This window comes from Bacillus cytotoxicus NVH 391-98 (genome assembly GCF_000017425.1).
GTDB lineage: Bacteria > Bacillota > Bacilli > Bacillales > Bacillaceae_G > Bacillus_A > Bacillus_A cytotoxicus.
Genome location: NC_009674.1, coordinates 885,636 through 903,074 on the forward strand (window position 1 = coordinate 885,636; position 17,439 = coordinate 903,074).

12 protein-coding genes and 4 pseudogenes are annotated in these 17,439 nt (G+C 35.0%); 10 read left to right on the forward strand and 6 right to left on the reverse strand.

Going from position 1 to position 17,439, the window contains the following annotated elements:
* Positions 1-294: 294 nt before the first annotated feature.
* The 3 genes and pseudogenes from BCER98_RS04335 to BCER98_RS20635 form a co-directional block, all read left to right on the forward strand.
* On the forward strand, positions 295-900 hold the full coding sequence (locus tag BCER98_RS04335) for an SGNH/GDSL hydrolase family protein (RefSeq protein ID WP_011983866.1): 606 nt from the start codon (positions 295-297) through the stop codon (positions 898-900).
* Positions 901-1,071: 171 nt separating this feature from the next.
* Positions 1,072-1,263: pseudogene (locus BCER98_RS21660) on the forward strand (DnaD domain protein); the annotation flags it as partial.
* Between the two features lie 49 nt (positions 1,264-1,312).
* A pseudogene (locus BCER98_RS20635) lies at positions 1,313-1,730 on the forward strand (DnaB-like helicase C-terminal domain-containing protein); the annotation flags it as partial.
* Between the two features lie 370 nt (positions 1,731-2,100).
* Here BCER98_RS20635 and BCER98_RS04345 read toward each other — a convergent pair.
* The 4 genes and pseudogenes from BCER98_RS04345 to rfbF form a co-directional block, all read right to left on the reverse strand.
* Positions 2,101-3,067, reverse strand: a pseudogene (locus BCER98_RS04345) (NAD-dependent epimerase/dehydratase family protein).
* The gene (locus BCER98_RS04350) at positions 3,064-4,299 is read right to left on the reverse strand and encodes a class I SAM-dependent methyltransferase (RefSeq protein WP_011983869.1); all 1,236 of its coding nucleotides are present in this window, start codon (positions 4,297-4,299) and stop codon (positions 3,064-3,066) included. Before BCER98_RS04350 ends, BCER98_RS04345 begins: the two are co-directional and overlap by 4 nt.
* A 12-nt stretch (positions 4,300-4,311) precedes the next feature.
* Positions 4,312-5,364, reverse strand: a complete 1,053-nt coding sequence (gene rfbG / locus BCER98_RS04355) for a CDP-glucose 4,6-dehydratase (RefSeq protein WP_041809492.1) — start codon at positions 5,362-5,364, stop codon at positions 4,312-4,314.
* Between the two features lies 1 nt (position 5,365).
* Positions 5,366-6,133 carry a glucose-1-phosphate cytidylyltransferase gene (gene rfbF / locus BCER98_RS04360; protein ID WP_011983871.1) on the reverse strand — a complete coding sequence of 256 codons (768 nt, stop codon included), beginning with the start codon at positions 6,131-6,133 and terminating at the stop codon, positions 5,366-5,368.
* A 284-nt stretch (positions 6,134-6,417) separates the two neighbouring features.
* On the opposite strand from rfbF, the gene BCER98_RS04365 reads away from it, so the two are divergent.
* Positions 6,418-7,179: a glycosyltransferase family 2 protein gene (locus tag BCER98_RS04365; protein ID WP_087094582.1), complete on the forward strand. Its 762-nt coding sequence runs from the start codon at positions 6,418-6,420 to the stop codon at positions 7,177-7,179.
* Positions 7,180-7,205: 26 nt separating this feature from the next.
* Positions 7,206-8,207, forward strand: a complete 1,002-nt coding sequence (locus BCER98_RS04370) for a CgeB family protein (protein ID WP_011983873.1) — start codon at positions 7,206-7,208, stop codon at positions 8,205-8,207.
* Positions 8,208-8,262: 55 nt separating this feature from the next.
* Here BCER98_RS04370 and BCER98_RS04375 read toward each other — a convergent pair whose 3' ends face one another.
* Together BCER98_RS04375 and BCER98_RS21665 are read right to left on the reverse strand one after the other, a co-directional pair.
* Entirely contained in the window at positions 8,263-8,916 is a 654-nt protein-coding gene (locus tag BCER98_RS04375) for a DUF1796 family putative cysteine peptidase (RefSeq protein ID WP_081428349.1), read from the reverse strand.
* Positions 8,917-9,269: 353 nt separating this feature from the next.
* Positions 9,270-9,551 (reverse strand): annotated as a pseudogene (locus BCER98_RS21665) (IS4 family transposase); the annotation flags it as partial.
* 223 nt (positions 9,552-9,774) lie between these two features.
* Between BCER98_RS21665 and licT the strand changes: the two are divergent.
* From licT to dhaK, 5 genes are all read left to right on the forward strand, one after another.
* Positions 9,775-10,617, forward strand: coding sequence for a BglG family transcription antiterminator LicT (licT, locus tag BCER98_RS04380; protein WP_011983875.1), 843 nt, complete (start codon positions 9,775-9,777; stop codon positions 10,615-10,617).
* 136 nt (positions 10,618-10,753) lie between these two features.
* Positions 10,754-12,664, forward strand: coding sequence for a beta-glucoside-specific PTS transporter subunit IIABC (locus tag BCER98_RS04385; RefSeq protein WP_011983876.1), 1,911 nt, complete (start codon positions 10,754-10,756; stop codon positions 12,662-12,664).
* An 87-nt stretch (positions 12,665-12,751) separates the two neighbouring features.
* On the forward strand, positions 12,752-14,191 hold the full coding sequence (locus BCER98_RS04390; protein WP_011983877.1) for a 6-phospho-beta-glucosidase: 1,440 nt from the start codon (positions 12,752-12,754) through the stop codon (positions 14,189-14,191).
* A 273-nt stretch (positions 14,192-14,464) separates the two neighbouring features.
* Positions 14,465-15,418: a cell wall anchor gene (locus BCER98_RS04395; RefSeq protein ID WP_011983878.1), complete on the forward strand. Its 954-nt coding sequence runs from the start codon at positions 14,465-14,467 to the stop codon at positions 15,416-15,418.
* Between the two features lie 229 nt (positions 15,419-15,647).
* The gene (gene dhaK / locus BCER98_RS20640) at positions 15,648-17,399 is read left to right on the forward strand and encodes a dihydroxyacetone kinase subunit DhaK (protein WP_011983879.1); all 1,752 of its coding nucleotides are present in this window, start codon (positions 15,648-15,650) and stop codon (positions 17,397-17,399) included.
* The last annotated feature ends 40 nt before the right edge of the window (positions 17,400-17,439 follow it).

Consider the following 17,439-nt stretch of genomic DNA (forward strand, 5'->3'; position numbering starts at 1 on the left):
CTTTGATATGTAACAAGGGATATGAAAATACGGTAAAATATTGGTAATGTATGAAGGGGAATAGGAGGGAAATTTCCTCGATTCTTGTACTTTCTTCCTTGATTGTCAAGTCGTTTCAATGTGGTTGTTAACTGTACTGGATTTCCGACATTAGTATTTATACGTTTCGTTGTTTAGCGAGTTTTTCAATTGGTTACATGACAGTCAGTTTTACCTTTATACCACCGACGTTGACTATTGCTAGTTCTTTAGGTTTCAAGTACAGGGGCATTCTTATGGATTGGAGGAAAGAGAATGAAAATTGTATGTATAGGAGATAGTTTGACAGAGGGATTGGGTGTTGAGAAAGAAAAATCTTGGCCCATGGTTTTAGCGGAGTTAGGAACATTTGAAGTCATAAATAGAGGGATTTCTGGTGATACAACAGCGGGCATGCTCGGCCGTTTTTATCATGAAGTTATCAATGCTCAGGCTACACATTGTATCATTATGGGGGGGCATAATGATTTATGGTGGGATATGCCGATCAATATGATGTTAGGTAATATATACAGTATGGTAAAACAGTCACTTCATCATAATGTTACACCGATTATCGGAATTCCTATTCCGCTCCATATGGAAGGGATCGACCGTCAAAGCGTTGGGGAACCCGTCGCTGGTTATCAAGTGTTTCAGAATAAGCAATCTCAATTTATTCGTGATGTAAAACATATGGCGAGAGAAAACGGATGGAATGATATCGATTTTTATCGTCTGTACATGAATGAAAGAGAGGATGTGAATTCTTCTTATTTTGCAAAGACGGACGGCATTCATCCGAATGAAGATGGGCACCGAGATATGGCGGAGTTTGTATGGGAAGAGTTTAGGAAATGGTATCCATCTTATTTGTTTTGATGAACCTAAGGGGCTCACTATATGATAAGAATCCTTTCTAAGTCCCTGCCATACATAAATCATTAAAAAGAAACAAAATCAAAAATAAAGCGACTACAAGCCTTTCTTCGAAGAATAGTAGTTGTGAAAAAATATACAATTATCCCGCCAAACTTCCTCGTTGATTCCTATATACATGATGGAACGATTCGTTACATATGTTTCATTAAGGAATGGAGGAATAGAAATGGCAGTGTATCGCCTTATGTGGCGGAGGAATTGAGCGAGTGGATGGCGGATTTATCGGAGGAGCTTGTGTTAAAGGCACTCCAGATTGCTTTTGAAAATAATAAACGAACGATTGCTGATGTGAAGGGGATTTTGTGAGAGTGGCATGGAAAGGGCTATACAAAGCTGAGTGAAGTAGAAGAAGCGGAAGCTGAAGAGAAAGTATGAAGGAAAAGGTTACTTGTGATCATCGATTACTTACAGCTGATTACAGGAGATTTAAATTATAGAGGAAATCGGTTTCAAGAAATGAGTGAAATCTCTCGTAAACTAAAAGGGATGGCACGTGATTTAAATGTGTGTATAATCGCACTGTCACAATTGTCCCGTGAAGTAGAATCCCGGCAAGAAAACGACCGTTTTTATGTGACTTAAGGGAGACAGGGAAAATTGAACAAGATGTGGACTTGATTATGCTGATGTACCGAGAAGATCCTTACAATAAGGAAACGGAGCATAAAGATATGACAGAAATTCAAAGCGCAAAGCATCGAAATGGACCTGTTGGAGGGATAAAGCTGCGGTTTTTGAAGGAGTATGGGAAGTTTATATATGAGGAATAAATGAAGGTGAAGAGTAAACAGGGATAAGGAAACTTTTGAATGAAATATCATTAAAAATAGCTTTCAATCATTTATAAATTGGTTCTATAAGTTTAGATTGTTCACCACTTATAGAACCAATTTTCTTTTTATAACACACCGCTCTTCAAAATCGAGTTTTATGATAGTATCCGTATATCACGAGCCGAAGAAAGAAAACGAAATAGGAGGATGAGTACGATGAAAAAATGATAAGTTTCATCTTTTTAAGTATAGTGCTAGTTAGTTTTATTTTTTTTGTTAATTGGCATTTATCTTATGTATTTTGATAGGGCGGTATTTGAGTGTGATTAGTATGGGAACAAAGGAACATTTGTAGTGGGAAATCACTTTATTGACGAGCAAAGTAATGTTCATGTACAAGGCTTATTATATGAGACCTACCGTTATGTTTTTGAATCGTTATTTTTCCACCATACGATTGTTTCTTCAATACCGGAATGAATATCATATGATGGTTTCCAGTTTAGTTCATATTTTAAACGTGTAACATTTACGCCGATAAATAAAGGTTCATCTTTTGAAAAAGGAATTGCACCTAACTTAATTAAATGTTCTTTATTCATTTTGTTTGCGATTATATTCGCAATTTCTTTAATTTGAATAGAGTGGCCAGAAGCTATGTTAACAGTGCCTGTAATTTGAGAATGTAATAGTGATACAAGGGCGTTAGCAACATCGCTTACATGGAGGAAATCTCGAGATTGTTCTCCGTGTGTACATAAAGCTTCTTTGTTTTTTAATAAGGAAGTAATAATGTGAGAAATAAGGCGATTCCCCTGTTCATGAGGGCCGTATAAATGGAAAATTCGGCTCCAACATACACTGAGATTTGTTTGCTTAGCGTATGATTGTAACCAAGAATGTAATGCATTTTTGCATAAAGAATAAGGGTTTTTATAACATAGAAGTTTAGAATCTTCATATAATACACCGTTTATCCATTGATATTCTGCACCTGTGCCAGCAACGACAATTCTTTGGCCACCACAATATGAGAAATGTTGGATTAATGTAATACTAGATTGTAACCAATAAAAATTGTTAATAGATTCATAACATTTTGGTGGTACAGCCTCCCAAGCTAAAAGAACAAGATGACTCGGTTGAAGATGGAATATGAGTTTTTTTATTTCTTCATCACAAAGTAAATTTACTTTGTGCCAATGACAAATAAGTTGCTGAGGTGGTTTATTTTTATTGTAAGTTGCGTGAACTTCATAGCCCATTTGTACAAGGAAATGTACTACATATTTACCAATCCAACCATTCCCACCCGTTACAAGGACTTTTTTCATGATTTAATCACTTCAACTTTAGGAATTGCCACAACAAACTTCCCACCCCATTCCTTTATAAATGAGCATTCTTTCATAATCTCTTCTTTTAAATTCCACGGTAATATGAAAATATAATCTGGTTTTGTGCGTATGATTTCTTCTATTGATTTTACGGGGATGCGAGTCCCTGGCAAAAATAGATTTTGTTTATAAGGGTTTTTATCGACAGTATAAGGAAGAAATTCTTTCCCGATGCCGCAATAATTTAATAGAGTATTCCCTTTCGCGGGGGCACCATAACCGATAATTTGTTTATTTAAAGAGTGTACGTCAATAAAAAATTTTAAAATATCCATTTTTAATTGTTTCACTTCTTTAGCGAAAAGAAGATAGGAATCTAGTTTATCTAAACCGTAATCCATTTCTTTTTGCATAATATTTGATACGTTTTCACTTATTTTTGTATCTCTGTTGATATGCTGTATAAATAAACGTAATGAACCACCATGTGTGGGGAGTTCCTCTGCATCTATAATTTGCAAGTTATGGTGAGAGAAGATCTTTTGAAGACATATGAGTGAAAAATAGGAGAAGTGTTCGTGATAAATTGTGTCAAATTGTTTTAAAGATATGAGATTTAATAAGTGTGGGAATTCAATCGTTATACTGCCATTTGGCTTCAATAAAGTTTTTAAACCGGCGATAAAATCGTGTAAATGAGGGACGTGAGCTAATACGTTATTTGCAATAATTAAATCAGCTTGGGAATTTTCGTCTGTTAATTGTTTTGCTACATTGTTGCTAAAGAATTCTATTTTAGTTGGGATTCCTTTTTGAATGGCAATATTGGCAACATTTTTTGCAGGTTCAATCCCTAAACTTGGAATATTTTCTTTTTGAAAATATTGGAGTAAGTATCCATCATTGCTTGCAATTTCAATGACTTGTGAGTCTTTAGTTAATTTGAATCGTCCCATTGCCATTTCTACGTATTGTTTCGCATGCAATAGCCAACTTGAGGAGTAAGAGCTAAAGTATAAATAATCATGAAAAATATTTTGTGGGGATTCGAATTCATCTAGTTGGACAAGTAAACAATTATGACAAACGAACGTATGCAATGGATAGAAAGATTCCATTTTGTGTGCATGTTCTGAGGTTATAAATGAATTTGCGAGGGGGGAAACACCTAAATCTAAAAAAGTGTACTTTAGTAATGTGTGACAAAAGCGACATTTTTTCTGATTCATTGTATAGCCTCCCTATAATTTTTTAAATGCATCTATTTGATCGTTTGTAAAGGATTCTATGTTTTCACCACATGCATATTTTTTGTACCATTCGACGGTCCAAGAAATAGAGTCTTCTATCGGTAGTTTTGGAGACCAACCAAGTTCAGACATCGCCTTTGTACTATCAAGTGTTAAGATGGGGGCTTCATAAGGTTGTAGAGTAGTAGGGAGCAGTATGTTTAATGGTTTATCCCAAAGCTTAATTACAGATTGAATAAGTTCATGAACTGTTATGTGAGTTTGATTATTTGGCCCAAAATTCCAAGCATCAATATATTGATCATTATCCCAAAGCTTCTCTGCTAAAAGGATATATCCGTGTAGAGGATCTAATACATGCTGCCAGGGACGAATTGCATGAGGATTTCTAATGTTTAATGTTGCACCATGTAAATAGGAACGAATAATATCTGGAAGTAATCGGTCTTCTGCCCAGTCTCCGCCACCAATTACGTTTCCGGCTCTTACAGAGGCAAGTTTGGGGGAATACTCAAAGAAAGACTTTTGATAGGAAAGTGCTACTAATTCAGCGCAAGCCTTACTAGCGCTATAGGGATCATGCCCACCTAACCGATCGCTCTCTTTAAATGCTCGATTGCCTGTCCCGTCGTTTTCATAACACTTATCACTAGTAACATTAATCATAACCTGTACGCTGTCAACATGTTTTGCGGCTTCTAATACGTGCGCTGTACCTAAAACATTTACTTTAAATGTATCAATTGGATTTTTGTATGAAGCAGTGACAATCGGCTGTGCCGCTAGGTGAAAAATAATATTTGGTTTATTTTGTTTTATGACTTGTAATAAAGAATCGTAATCTGTAATATCCCCTGTAAATGAACGGCATTTTTTCATAGCGTTCGATTGTTCGAATAAATATGGTGTTGAGGAGGGAGGAGAAGAGTAGCCGGTTATTTCTGCGCCTAAAGAATGTAAAAAAAGTGTTAGCCAAGTTCCTTTAAAGCCAGTGTGCCCAGTAATAAATACTTTTTTCTTATGCCAAAAATTTGAAGAGTGCATTTTACCAAACCTTCCATGGAGCATAGTTACTTTCCCACAACTCTACTAATTTTTTCTTATCACGAAGTGTGTCCATCGGATGCCAAAAGCCTGTATGTCGATATGCTTCGAGTTCATTTTTAGCAGCTAACTGTACGAGAGTATCGGTTTCAAATACAGATGTATCATCTTTAATATAGTTGAAAACATCTGTATTTAAAACGAAGAACCCCCCGTTTATCCAGTTCCCATCTCCTAGTGGTTTTTCTTTAAAAGCTGAGACAGATGTGCCATTCATAATGAGAGAACCGAATCTACCAGGAGGTTGCACTGCAGTTACGGTGGCGATTTTTCCGTGCTTTTTATGAAATTCAGCAAGTTTTTTTAAATTTACATTACTTAATCCATCGCCGTAAGTGAGGAAAAAAGAATCCTCGTCTATATATTTTTGTATTCTTTTTACCCGCCCAGCAGTTTGAGTGTTTTCTCCCGTATCAATGAGTGTAATCTGCCATGGTTCTATATGATGAAAATGATTCGTAATGGTATTATCTTTTAAATGAATTGTGAAATCAGACATGTGTAAATTGTAATTCAGAAAAAATTCTTTAATAGCATAGCCTTTATATCCTAAACAAATAATAAACTCAGTAATTCCATAATAATGAAATAAACGCATAATATGCCAGAGAATGGGCTTTGTGCCAATTTCAATCATCGGCTTTGGTTTCAAATGTGTTTCTTCACCAATTCGAGTACCATATCCACCAGCAAGAATTACAGCTTTCATATCTGAAATCCCCCAGTTTAAAAGGTATTTTTTAATGGCCATATCAACAATTATTATATGAAGTGATAACAGGTCTATGAATAAAACACATGATAATTTGCATGAAAAAAGTAACCAAAATTGGTTACTGAAAACAAGGAAGTTGTATGACATCCCTGGAAAACAATCTGCAATAATAACATATGGCTTTACGGAGAGTTTTATAACGAAAAATATTTAATCTTCTCATAATGGACAAAACGGTTGCTTATATATGGTAGTAAAGAATCGTTTAGGAGGGGGATATTATTGCAACTTTAATCTCTCACTTTTATAATGAAGAATACTTGCTACCTTGGTGGTTAATGCATCATAAACAGATCTTTAATCATGGGATTTTAATTAATAGGGGTTCTACAGATCGATCGGTAGAAATGTGTAAAATATTTGCACCAGACTGGGAAGTGAGAACTTCAAAGGTACCTGAGTTTGATGCAGAACAAGTTGATAATGAAGTTATGGATATTGAAAGTGAAGTGAACGGTTGGAAGATGACTTTAAACACTACAGAATTTCTTTGTTGTCAAAATAAAACAAGCTTCTTTCATTCATTAAATGAGCTGCAAAAAAGAATGTATGCGATTCGAATGATTTTAATGGTGGATCCTTTAAATAATTATTATTCTAATCCAAGGTATTCTAAACCTCTAGTGAAACAGAGGTTTCATGGATATTTTCCACATGATCCATATCTTACCAAGAGTTGGAGATTAATTCATAACTATAAAAAGGGATACTATACACCAGGGAGGCATTCATCCGCTTATCCATTTGAATTGTATACCTTGCCCGCCCTTGTGCTAAAGTTTTATTTTAGTCCATGGAATGATCAAATAAAAAAAAGAAAGTTGCAAATTGCCCCGACTCTTTCGCAGCGTTGGAGTGCCTTAAAAACTTCCTATGGAACAACTTTAGAAGAATTGGAGTCAAAATTTATCGGTGTTGCAGCACACACACAAGACCTTCGTCTAAATCCAGTATATCAAGAAGTATTTTCTCAAAAATAGGGTGAATCGTATACAGGAGGATTGACATGAACGAAAATAATGTTAAAAAAATCTTATTTATTCGATCAGGAACTCCTTTTTATTTCCCAGCACTAGAAACAGCAATTTTTAATAGTCTACAAAGGGCAAGTAGCAATGTAATGATGGTACATATAGAGAAAGCAATAAAAACAGCAGTACGGACAAAGCCGGATTTTATTTTGGTATTGCATGGTTTAAGAGAAGAGTTTAATCAAATCATCCCTGAATTAAAGAAATTGGGCTTTACGACAGGAATTTGGTTGACAGATGATCCCTATTATATGGATTTAACCCAAAATATTGTTCCATATTATGACTACATATTTACTCAGGATTTAAATTGTATTAAATTTTATAGGAGCAGGGGATGTAAAAATGTTTTTTATCTCCCTTTAGCAGCGGATCATAACGTATATAAACCCGATTTTAAAGATAAGTCTAATCATTATGAAATTAGTTTTATTGGTACAGCGTTTAAAAATAGAATTGAATTCATTGACTCAATTTCTGAATATTTAGTTTGTAAGAACTTGAAAATTGTAGGATTTGGTTGGGAAAAATTGAAGAGTTATAAAATCTTGAAAGATAAGATAAAACTCTTGCCACTTGGTAAATATGAAGATGCGTTACAATATTATGTATCTACTAAAATTAATATTAATTTGCACCGTTCACCATATGATAAGGACATGAATAGTAATGCAGCAAATATTGCTGCATATTCAGTAAATAATAGAACATTTGAAATTAATTCCTCAGGTTCTTTTCAGTTAACTGATATACGTCCAGATATAGCGAAGCACTATATACCAAGTGTTGAAATAGAAACTTTTTGTAATCCACAAGAGTTTATAGAAAAAGCGGAATATTATTTAGAAAATGTAAAAGAGAGGAAGCAAATAGCGAAAAATGGGCTGATTAGAACTTTAAAACATCACACATATGATAAACGTGTCATACAATTATTAAACTATATTAATGAAATTGATAAGTATCCAAAGAAATAGGAGAGGGGTCACATAAATTCTAATAACGATTTGAATGATCGTCATGTTGTATTTTTCAGCTTAAGTGTATATCTTTTAAAAGGATATACCAAGTTCTTTTATTTAGATAATTACTTGAAACTTGAATTGGAAAGACATGATTTATGCCCCATTCCAACTCATGTATCTCATTTTCAAGTCCTGTTGGATAGAGTAAAAGTATCTTAAAGTTATTTTTAACAATATTTGATAAAATTAATTGTAACTCTAACGTTTCAGTCAAATCTCCGCCCCATCTAACAAATAAAATAGATTGAGAATTTTGCATTCTTTTGTAAAAATTATCAATCCTTCGATCTAATTTTTGTTTGAAATCTTGGTATGTGATAAACCAATCTTTATTTGAGATGATAGGGAAATCATGATAGGATGTTACGTTATATTTGATGTCTTTTACAATGTGAGAATAAACAGGTTGTATTACGCCATCATGAAAAAGAACATTTTTATCTGGCAATGCATGCATATTTTTCAAGTCCATAAAGTCTATAAAGTTATTTTTTAGTAATTTATTAATAGAAGAAAGGTCTGGAGACACAAACCAATCTAGAGGACCAGCATATTTACGTAGCCCATATTTTCTTAGATGGATAGCAGTATAACAATTGTTCCCTAGACTAATAACATCATCATATATCCCTTGAGCTCCTTTAATTTCCAATACAATCATCCTTTTCTTTATACAAATTAAAAGGTATTTGTATAACAGCTTAAAATAATGTATCCTCATTACATATATTTTTTGAGAAATGTAATATAAAAAATATTTATTTTATAGAATTAGGAAATCGTTTCCTCACGAATAATATATGTATGTATAAATATGAATGTGAAAATAGTTTAAAAAGATTTATACAACTTTAGGTTTGTTAGATATAGAATACAAGTTTCTATATTTAGATATATTCAAATAAGACTTCAACATAATTATTTTTTTAAACGGTATGTTGAAGTGAATTTGTATATTCTTGAGTGATATCAAGAATATCAAATGGTGAATATTTGGTATACCGATGTGCTTTCCTACCATTTTTTGATAGGTCTTCGAACAATCTGACAAGAATGGGAATCATGTCTCGACAGGATGTGAACAGCACATCGCGTATACTTGGAAAATAAATATATGTAATATATGTTGCCTTATATTTATTCACTGGTCTCTTTATGTTTCTTCTCCCAAATGAGCCTCCGCATTTTATAAGTTATACTGGCAATAAGACATAATGCAATCAACTGCCCGTACAAATGGCACTGGAATCGTTCGAGTTTTATCTTTTTAACCGCATGAATACCCAAAATAGATTTCTATGTTTTAAACGTTCACATTTTTGTTTAAAGTTCTTCTATTATCTTGTTGCAAACGCTTACTTGTTTGTGTATAATGAAGTCAAACTTAAAGGATTGTTACTGTTCGGCAGGCAAAACCTAAATTGATTCGAAGACTACTATTGCTATGTAGTTTTGGGGAATCAGTTTAGGTTTTTTTTATTATTTGTGATCACATTAGAAATAAAAAGAGGCGAACAAAATGAAAATCCATAAAATTTTAAATAATAATGTTGTTTGTACGATAAAAGAGAATAATAGTGAAATTATATTGATGGGTAGAGGTTTAGGATTTCAGAAAAAAGTGGGGGATACAATTGATGAATCTAAAATAGAAAAAACATTCGTTTTAGAAACAAAAGAAGTATCTGAGAAGCTTGCTACGTTATTAACTGAGATTCCTGTAGAGCATTTAGAAGTGACAGAGCAAATTGTACAATTAGCGAAAACTATTTTGCCGAGCCGTTTAAGCGAGTATATTTATCTTACATTAACAGATCACCTTAGCTTTGTGTTCACGCGGCATAAAGAAGGGATTGAGCTGAAAAATGCACTTCTTTGGGAAATCAAAAAGTTTTATCAAACAGAGTTTGAAATTGGTTTACGAGCTTTAGAGATTATTGAAAAAGAAACAGGTATTAGGCTTTCAGAGGATGAGGCTGGTTCGATTGCACTTCATTTAGTAAATGCTCAGCAAGGGGAACCAGAAATGCAGCAAACAGTAACAATGACAAAAATTGTTCAAGATATTTTAAATATTGTGAAGTATCATTATAAGATGGATTTAGATGAAAATTCATTTAACTATAGCCGATTTGTCACTCACTTACGATATTTTGCTCAACGTTTACTTCAGCATGAATCAAGCTCAAATGAAGATGACTTTTTATTTGAGCAAGTCAAACAAAAGTACAACGAAGCTTATCGTTGTACAGAGAAAATAGAAGAGTATTTACGTAGTAGACATAACACTCTTCTTTCGAAAGATGAAAAAATGTATGTAACGCTTCATATCCACCGTGTAACGAAGCGGGAATCAATTTGAATAAAATATAGGATTGTTACTGATTAGCAGGCAAAACCTAAATTAATTTCCATTTGCATGAAAATAATTTTGTGCAGGTGGGGATTAGTTTAGGTTTTTATTTTTAGAATGACTGAAAAAGGGAGGCGTGCATGCGATGAAATACGAACAATTAGCAAAAGATATTCTTAAAAATGTTGGTGGAACCGAAAATATAAATAGTGTGGTTCACTGTATTACCCGCCTAAGATTTCAATTAAAAGATGAGGGAAAAGCAAATACAGAAGTGCTGAAAAATATGGATGATGTTGTTACCGTTATGAAAAGCGGCGGACAGTATCAAGTTGTAATTGGCAATCATGTTGCTGATGTGTATAAAGCGGTTGTCACGGTTGGAGGCTTTCAGACGAAAGAGGATGAAAATATTGATGACCAAAAGAAAAGTAGTTTTATAGATATTGTTTCTAGTATTTTTACACCTGTTTTAAGTGTACTAGCCGCAACAGGGATGATTAAAGGTTTTAATGCGCTTATTTTAGCATTAGGCTGGTTAAGTCAAGAATCAGGAACTTATCAAATCTTAAATGCAGTTGGAGATTCATTATTTTACTTCTTCCCAATCTTTCTAGGTTATACAGCGAGTAAAAAGTTTCATGGTGCACCATTTATTGGGATGGCAATTGGCGGTGCGCTTGTTTATCCAGCTTTAGCTGGTTTAACAGCCGGGAAACCGCTTTATACATTATTTGCAGGGACAATGTTTGAATCACCTATTCATATTACTTTTTTAGGTATACCTGTTATTTTAATGAATTATGCGTCATCTGTTATTCCGATTATTTTAGCTACTTATTTTGCCGCTAAAGTAGAAAAAGAGTTAAAGAAAGTCATTCCAGATGTTGTGAAAACATTTTTAGTGCCATTTTTCACATTGCTGATTATTGTACCGATTACCTTTCTTGTCATTGGACCAATTGCAACATGGGCAGGTCAATTTTTAGGACAAGCTACACTATGGGCGTATCATTTAAGTCCGTTAGTCGCAGGTATTTTCCTTGGAGCGTTTTGGCAATTGTTTGTTATCTTTGGTCTTCATTGGGGTATTGTACCAATTGGATTTAATAATTTAGCAGTACATGGTGAAGATCCAATATTAGCTCTTATATTCGCTGCTTCTTTTGCACAAATTGGTGCTGTTCTTGGTGTTTGGATAAAAACAAATGAGAAGAAATTGAAAGAACTTAGTATGCCCGCTTTTATTTCTGGTATTTTCGGGATTACAGAGCCAGCTATTTATGGGATTACACTTCCGCAGAAAAAACCTTTCGTTATAAGTTGTATCGCTGGTGGTATTGGCGGAGGAATTCTTGGTGTATTTGGTACAAAGGCGTATATGGCAGGTGGCCTTGGAATATTTCAAATTCCAACATTTGTTAGTTCAAAAACAGGCATTACAGCGGGATTATGGGGATCTATTATTGCGATGATTGTTGCATTTGTATTAGGATTTGTACTTACTTACTTGTTTGGTGTAAAGAAAAAGGGACAATCTGTTCAAGTAAATCCTGACCAGACAAAACCATCTCAGCACGAGGAAGTTCATGCTACTATGAATAGTGAAGTCATTGTGAGTCCTTTTTATGGAGAAGTAAAACCGTTAAAAGATATTGAAGATGCAGCGTTTGCCTCAGGCGTTCTTGGGAAAGGGGTAGCGATTGAACCTTCAGAAGGAAAATTATTTTCACCAGTTTCTGGTACAGTTTCCGCACTTTTTCCAACGAATCATGCCTTAGGAATTACGACGGAAACAGGGGCGGAGCTTCTAATTCATATCGGGATGGATACTGTGAAACTAGATGGGGAATTTTTCTCTTCTCATATTGCACAAGGAGATCATGTTGAAAAAGGACAATTATTGATTGAATTTAACATAGCTGAAATTCAAGACGCAGGCTATATTGTGACAACACCAGTTGTTGTTACAAATCATGATCAATATAACGTAATGATAAAAGAGAAGGGTCAGGTGACACCTGAAGAATCTGTAATCGAACTAGAAGTGAAATGATTTTTGAAATTTCATATTGTTTAAAACGAGGGAAGACATATTGCATGCCCTTCCTTCGTTAATTATTATATAAAGGAGTTTTCATATATGGCTAAAGTTACGTTTCCAAAAGGTTTTTTATGGGGTGGGGCAATGGCTGCTAACCAAGCTGAAGGAGCATATTTAGAAGATGGAAAAGGATTAACAACAGTGGATCTCCTTCCAACTGGTGAAAAACGTTGGGATATTATGAAAGGAAATATCCAATCCTTTACACCGATGGAAGGAGAATTTTATCCATCGCATGAAGCAATTGATTTTTACCATCGTTATAAAGAAGATATTGCTCTGTTTGCAGAAATGGGATTTAAAGCGTTACGCGTTTCGATTGCGTGGACACGTATTTTTCCAAATGGTGACGAGAAACAGCCAAATGAAACAGGTTTGCAGTTTTATGATAATTTGTTTGACGAATTATTGAAATATGGAATTGAGCCGGTCGTGACAATGGCTCATTTTGATGTACCTGTTCATTTAGTCGAAACATATGGAAGCTGGAGAAATCGAAAGCTTATCCATTTCTTTGAAACATATGCAAAAACGATTTTTAAACGATATAAAGATAAAGTGAAATATTGGATGACGTTTAATGAAATTAATATGCTACTGCATTTACCTTTCGTTGGTGCTGGTTTAACTTTTAAAGAAGGCGAAAATAAAAAACAAATTCAATATCAAGCAGCACATCATCAGCTTGTGGCAAGTGCTTTAGCAGTGAAAGCGTGCCATGAAATAATACCGGATGCTAAAATTGGTTGTATGCTTGCAGCAGGAGCGACGTATCCATATACATGCAATCCAGATGATGTTTTACGAGCGATGGAACAAGATAGAGAATCATTCTTTTTCATTGATGTACAAGCAAGAGGTGAATATCCTGGATATGCGAAGCGATTCTTTAAAGATAATCACTTAGAGATTGAAATGGAAAAAGAAGATGAAGAGATTTTAAAAGCATATACAGTGGATTATATTGGATTTAGCTACTATGCTAGCCGAGCAGCAAGTACAGACCCTGAAGTATTAAAGGGCATTACAAGTGGAAATGTATTTGGCTCTGTTGAAAATCCGTATCTTGAAAAATCAGAATGGGGCTGGACAATTGATCCAAAAGGGTTCCGTATTACAGCAAATCAACTGTACGATCGTTATCAGAAACCGCTGTTTGTTGTGGAAAATGGTCTAGGTGCAATTGACACATTACATGCTGAAGAAGAGATTAACGATGAGTATCGCATCGATTATTTACGAAAACATATGATTGAACTTTCAGAGGCAATCCAAGATGGGGTAGAGGTTATTGGATATACAAGCTGGGGCCCAATTGACCTTGTCAGCGCTTCAACAGGTGAGATGAAGAAACGGTATGGATATATTTATGTTGATAAAGATAATGAAGGAAAAGGATCATTAAAAAGATTCAAAAAGAAAAGTTTTGATTGGTATAAACAAGTCATTGCAACAAACGGTGAAAGTTTAAACGCTTAAATCGTAAGAAAACCTGTGCCAAAAGGTCGTACAAAAGGCTCTTTTGGTGACAGGTTTTTCTTTTTTACACTATATGAATGATGCACGCTTCATTATCTGCGCTTCGATATGAGATGTTGACCAATCGAAAAAAGGGCGTACATATCATTCTACTATTCTAGTTCCATTTATAAACATTTGATATAATGTTATATTGATATTATATATGTATGATTTACATTTTTAAATTTACATAATCGTTCATTACTCATGAAAGAAAAGAGGTACAAAATAATGGGTACGAAAAAGACTGTAGCGATATCCACACTTGCTTTAGCGATGATTACGGGAGTTGATACGACTCATGCTCAAGCGGATGAACCTGCTCAAATACAGGATTCTATTAAACCAAGTGTAGATGAGAAAGTTTCTGAATGGAAACAAGCGAAGCAAAATGTGAAAGATAAAGTCTCTGAATTGAAACAGGAAAAGCAAAGTATAGAAAACAAAGTGGATGAATGGAAACAAGAAAAGCAAAATATAAAAGACAAAGTCTCTGAATTGAAACAGGAAAAGCAAAATATAGAAAACAAAGTAGATGAATGGAAACAGAAAAAACAAAATATAGAAGAGAAAGTAGGGGAAATCAAGCAGGCGAAGCAAAATGTGAAAGACAAGGTTTCTGAATTGAGACAGGAAAAGCAAAATATAGAAGAGAAAATCCCTGAATTGAAAGAAATCAAACAAAATGTGGAAGAGAAAATAGAGGCATTTAAGCAGTTAAAGCAAACGGCAGAAAAAAAAGTGACGGAACTGAAACAAGTAAAGCAAAATGTAAACGAGCAAGTGTCTGAATTAAAACAGTTTGTTAAACAGATGGAAGAGAAAGTGAACGAGCTAAAACAAATGAAACAAGCGATAGAAAATAAAATCGCTGAATGGAAACAGACGAAGCAGCCTGGAGTAGAAGATAAAGTCTCTGAATGGGGACAGGAAAAGCAAAATATAGAGAATAAAATCGCTGCATTAACAGAGGCAAAGCAAAATGTAGAAAAGCAAGTCTCTGAACTAGCGCAGAAGAAACAAGCGAAAGAGGAGAATCGCATTACCTTTTTTAAGCCGAAAACTGAAAATAGAGAACTTCCTAACGCCGGAGCGAGCGAATCTCATACAATGCCTTTAGGGGTGCTATCGATTTTAGGTGGAATTCTATTACTAGTGCGAAATAAAATGAAAAAAGTATTGTAAGCAACATATAAGAAAAAGAGTAGTTTCAAAAAATGAAAACTGTTCTTTTTTGTCTGTTTACTGTAAAGCGCTTTCGTTTTAATGTAGTTAATAACAATACGCTTTCAAATATATCATAACGGAAAGGGATATGGAACGCGACAGGAATTTTCTATGAATTCATCTAATGATGTAAACATGTGAAGAATGATTTAGGAAAACAACAAAACGAATAAGGGTGGAATAGCAAATGAAAAAAATTATAAATAAGCCGGAAACACTCGTCATGGAGATGTGCAATGGGATGGTCATGGCACATCCAGAACTTGAGTTATTAAAAAAGTATAAAGTAATTAAGAAAAAAGAAATGAATGAAAATAAAGTTACATTAATTAGTGGTGGCGGAAGTGGCCATGAACCAGCTCATGCTGGATTAGTTGGAAAAGGAATGCTAGATGCGGCAGTGTGCGGAGATGTGTTTGCTTCCCCTTCACAAATTCAAGTGTATCAGGCCATTAAAGCAACAGCGAGCAAAAAAGGTACGCTCCTTATTATTAAAAACTACAGCGGCGATATTATGAATTTTAAAAATGGTGCTCACTTAGCTACTGAGGATGGCATTCGAGTCGAATATGTTCGCGTAGATGATGATATTGCGGTAGAAGATAGCCTTTATACAGTTGGTCGCCGCGGTGTTGCTGGAGTCATACTTGTACATAAAATTGCCGGTGCAGCAGCAGAAGAAGGTATGGATTTAATGCAGGTCAAAGCTATAGCGGAAAAAGCAGTGGCGAATGTTCGTACAATTGGTATGGCGCTCACTTCTTGTACGGTTCCAGCTAGTGGTTCACCTACTTTCAAATTAGGTGAAGATGAGATGGAATACGGGGTTGGTATTCACGGAGAGCCAGGAAGAAAACGTGAAAAAGTTATGAGCGCAGATGAGCTAGCAATGCGCATGACAAATGATCTTTTGAAAGATTTAGAGCTAGACGAAGAGACTGAAATTGCTGTTTTAGTGAACGGTTTTGGCGGTACACCGCTTCAAGAATTGTATGTATTTAACAATGCAGTTACGAGAGAACTAAGTAAACGAAACATACGAATCAATAGAACGTTTGTTGGTAACTATATGACAAGTATTGATATGGCTGGGCTTTCTTTAACTATTATGAAATTGGATAAAGAGCTAAAGACATTGTTATCGAAAGAGTGTTATACGCCAGCGTTTCAAGTAGATGGTCTAGTGGAGAGGGTAGAATATATGCCTCTAGAGGAAGAGGAAGAAAAACAAGTTTCGTTTGAAGTAGAAACAGCGGAGAAACATGCGATAATTCAGAATGAGGTGCTTACGATAGACAATATGGTGTATCTTGTTGATAAAATGAGTGAAGTCATTATTCAAAATGAAATACCATTTTGTGAATTAGATACGCATGCGGGCGACGGAGATTTTGGAATGAGCGTTGCGAAAGGATTCAAGCAATTGAAACGTGAATGGAGCTCGATTTTGAAACAAGAGCCTTTCAATATTGGAACATTTCTAGATGCGTGCTCTATGGTCATTATGGAACATTGCGGCGGTGCTTCTGGTCCAATTTGGGGCGGGGCTTTTCGGGCTGCGAGTAAGGCTGCCGGAGAGCAAACAGAATTAACAGTTGGAGAAATGGCCAACATATTAGAAGCTTCCTTAAAGGGTATACAATGGATTGGAGAGCGCTCTTTCGGACGAGGAGCTGAGGTAGGCGATAAAACACTTGTGGATGCATTTGCACCTTGTGTACAGTCTTGGTTAGACAGTGCTACAAATGGTGTAGACTTTAAAACGGCTTTTGAAAAAGGAGCAGAGGCTGCAGTGAAGGGGGCGGAATATACAAAAGAAATCGTTGCTCGAATGGGTCGTGCTGGTACAGTTGGAGAACGCAGCTTAGGATATCCAGATGCCGGTGCCTATGCATTAGGAGTAATCTTTACGGAGCTTTCTCGTGCTTTAAGATCATAATATAAAAGATTGTCTAAAACATGTATGAATTGCTTATATG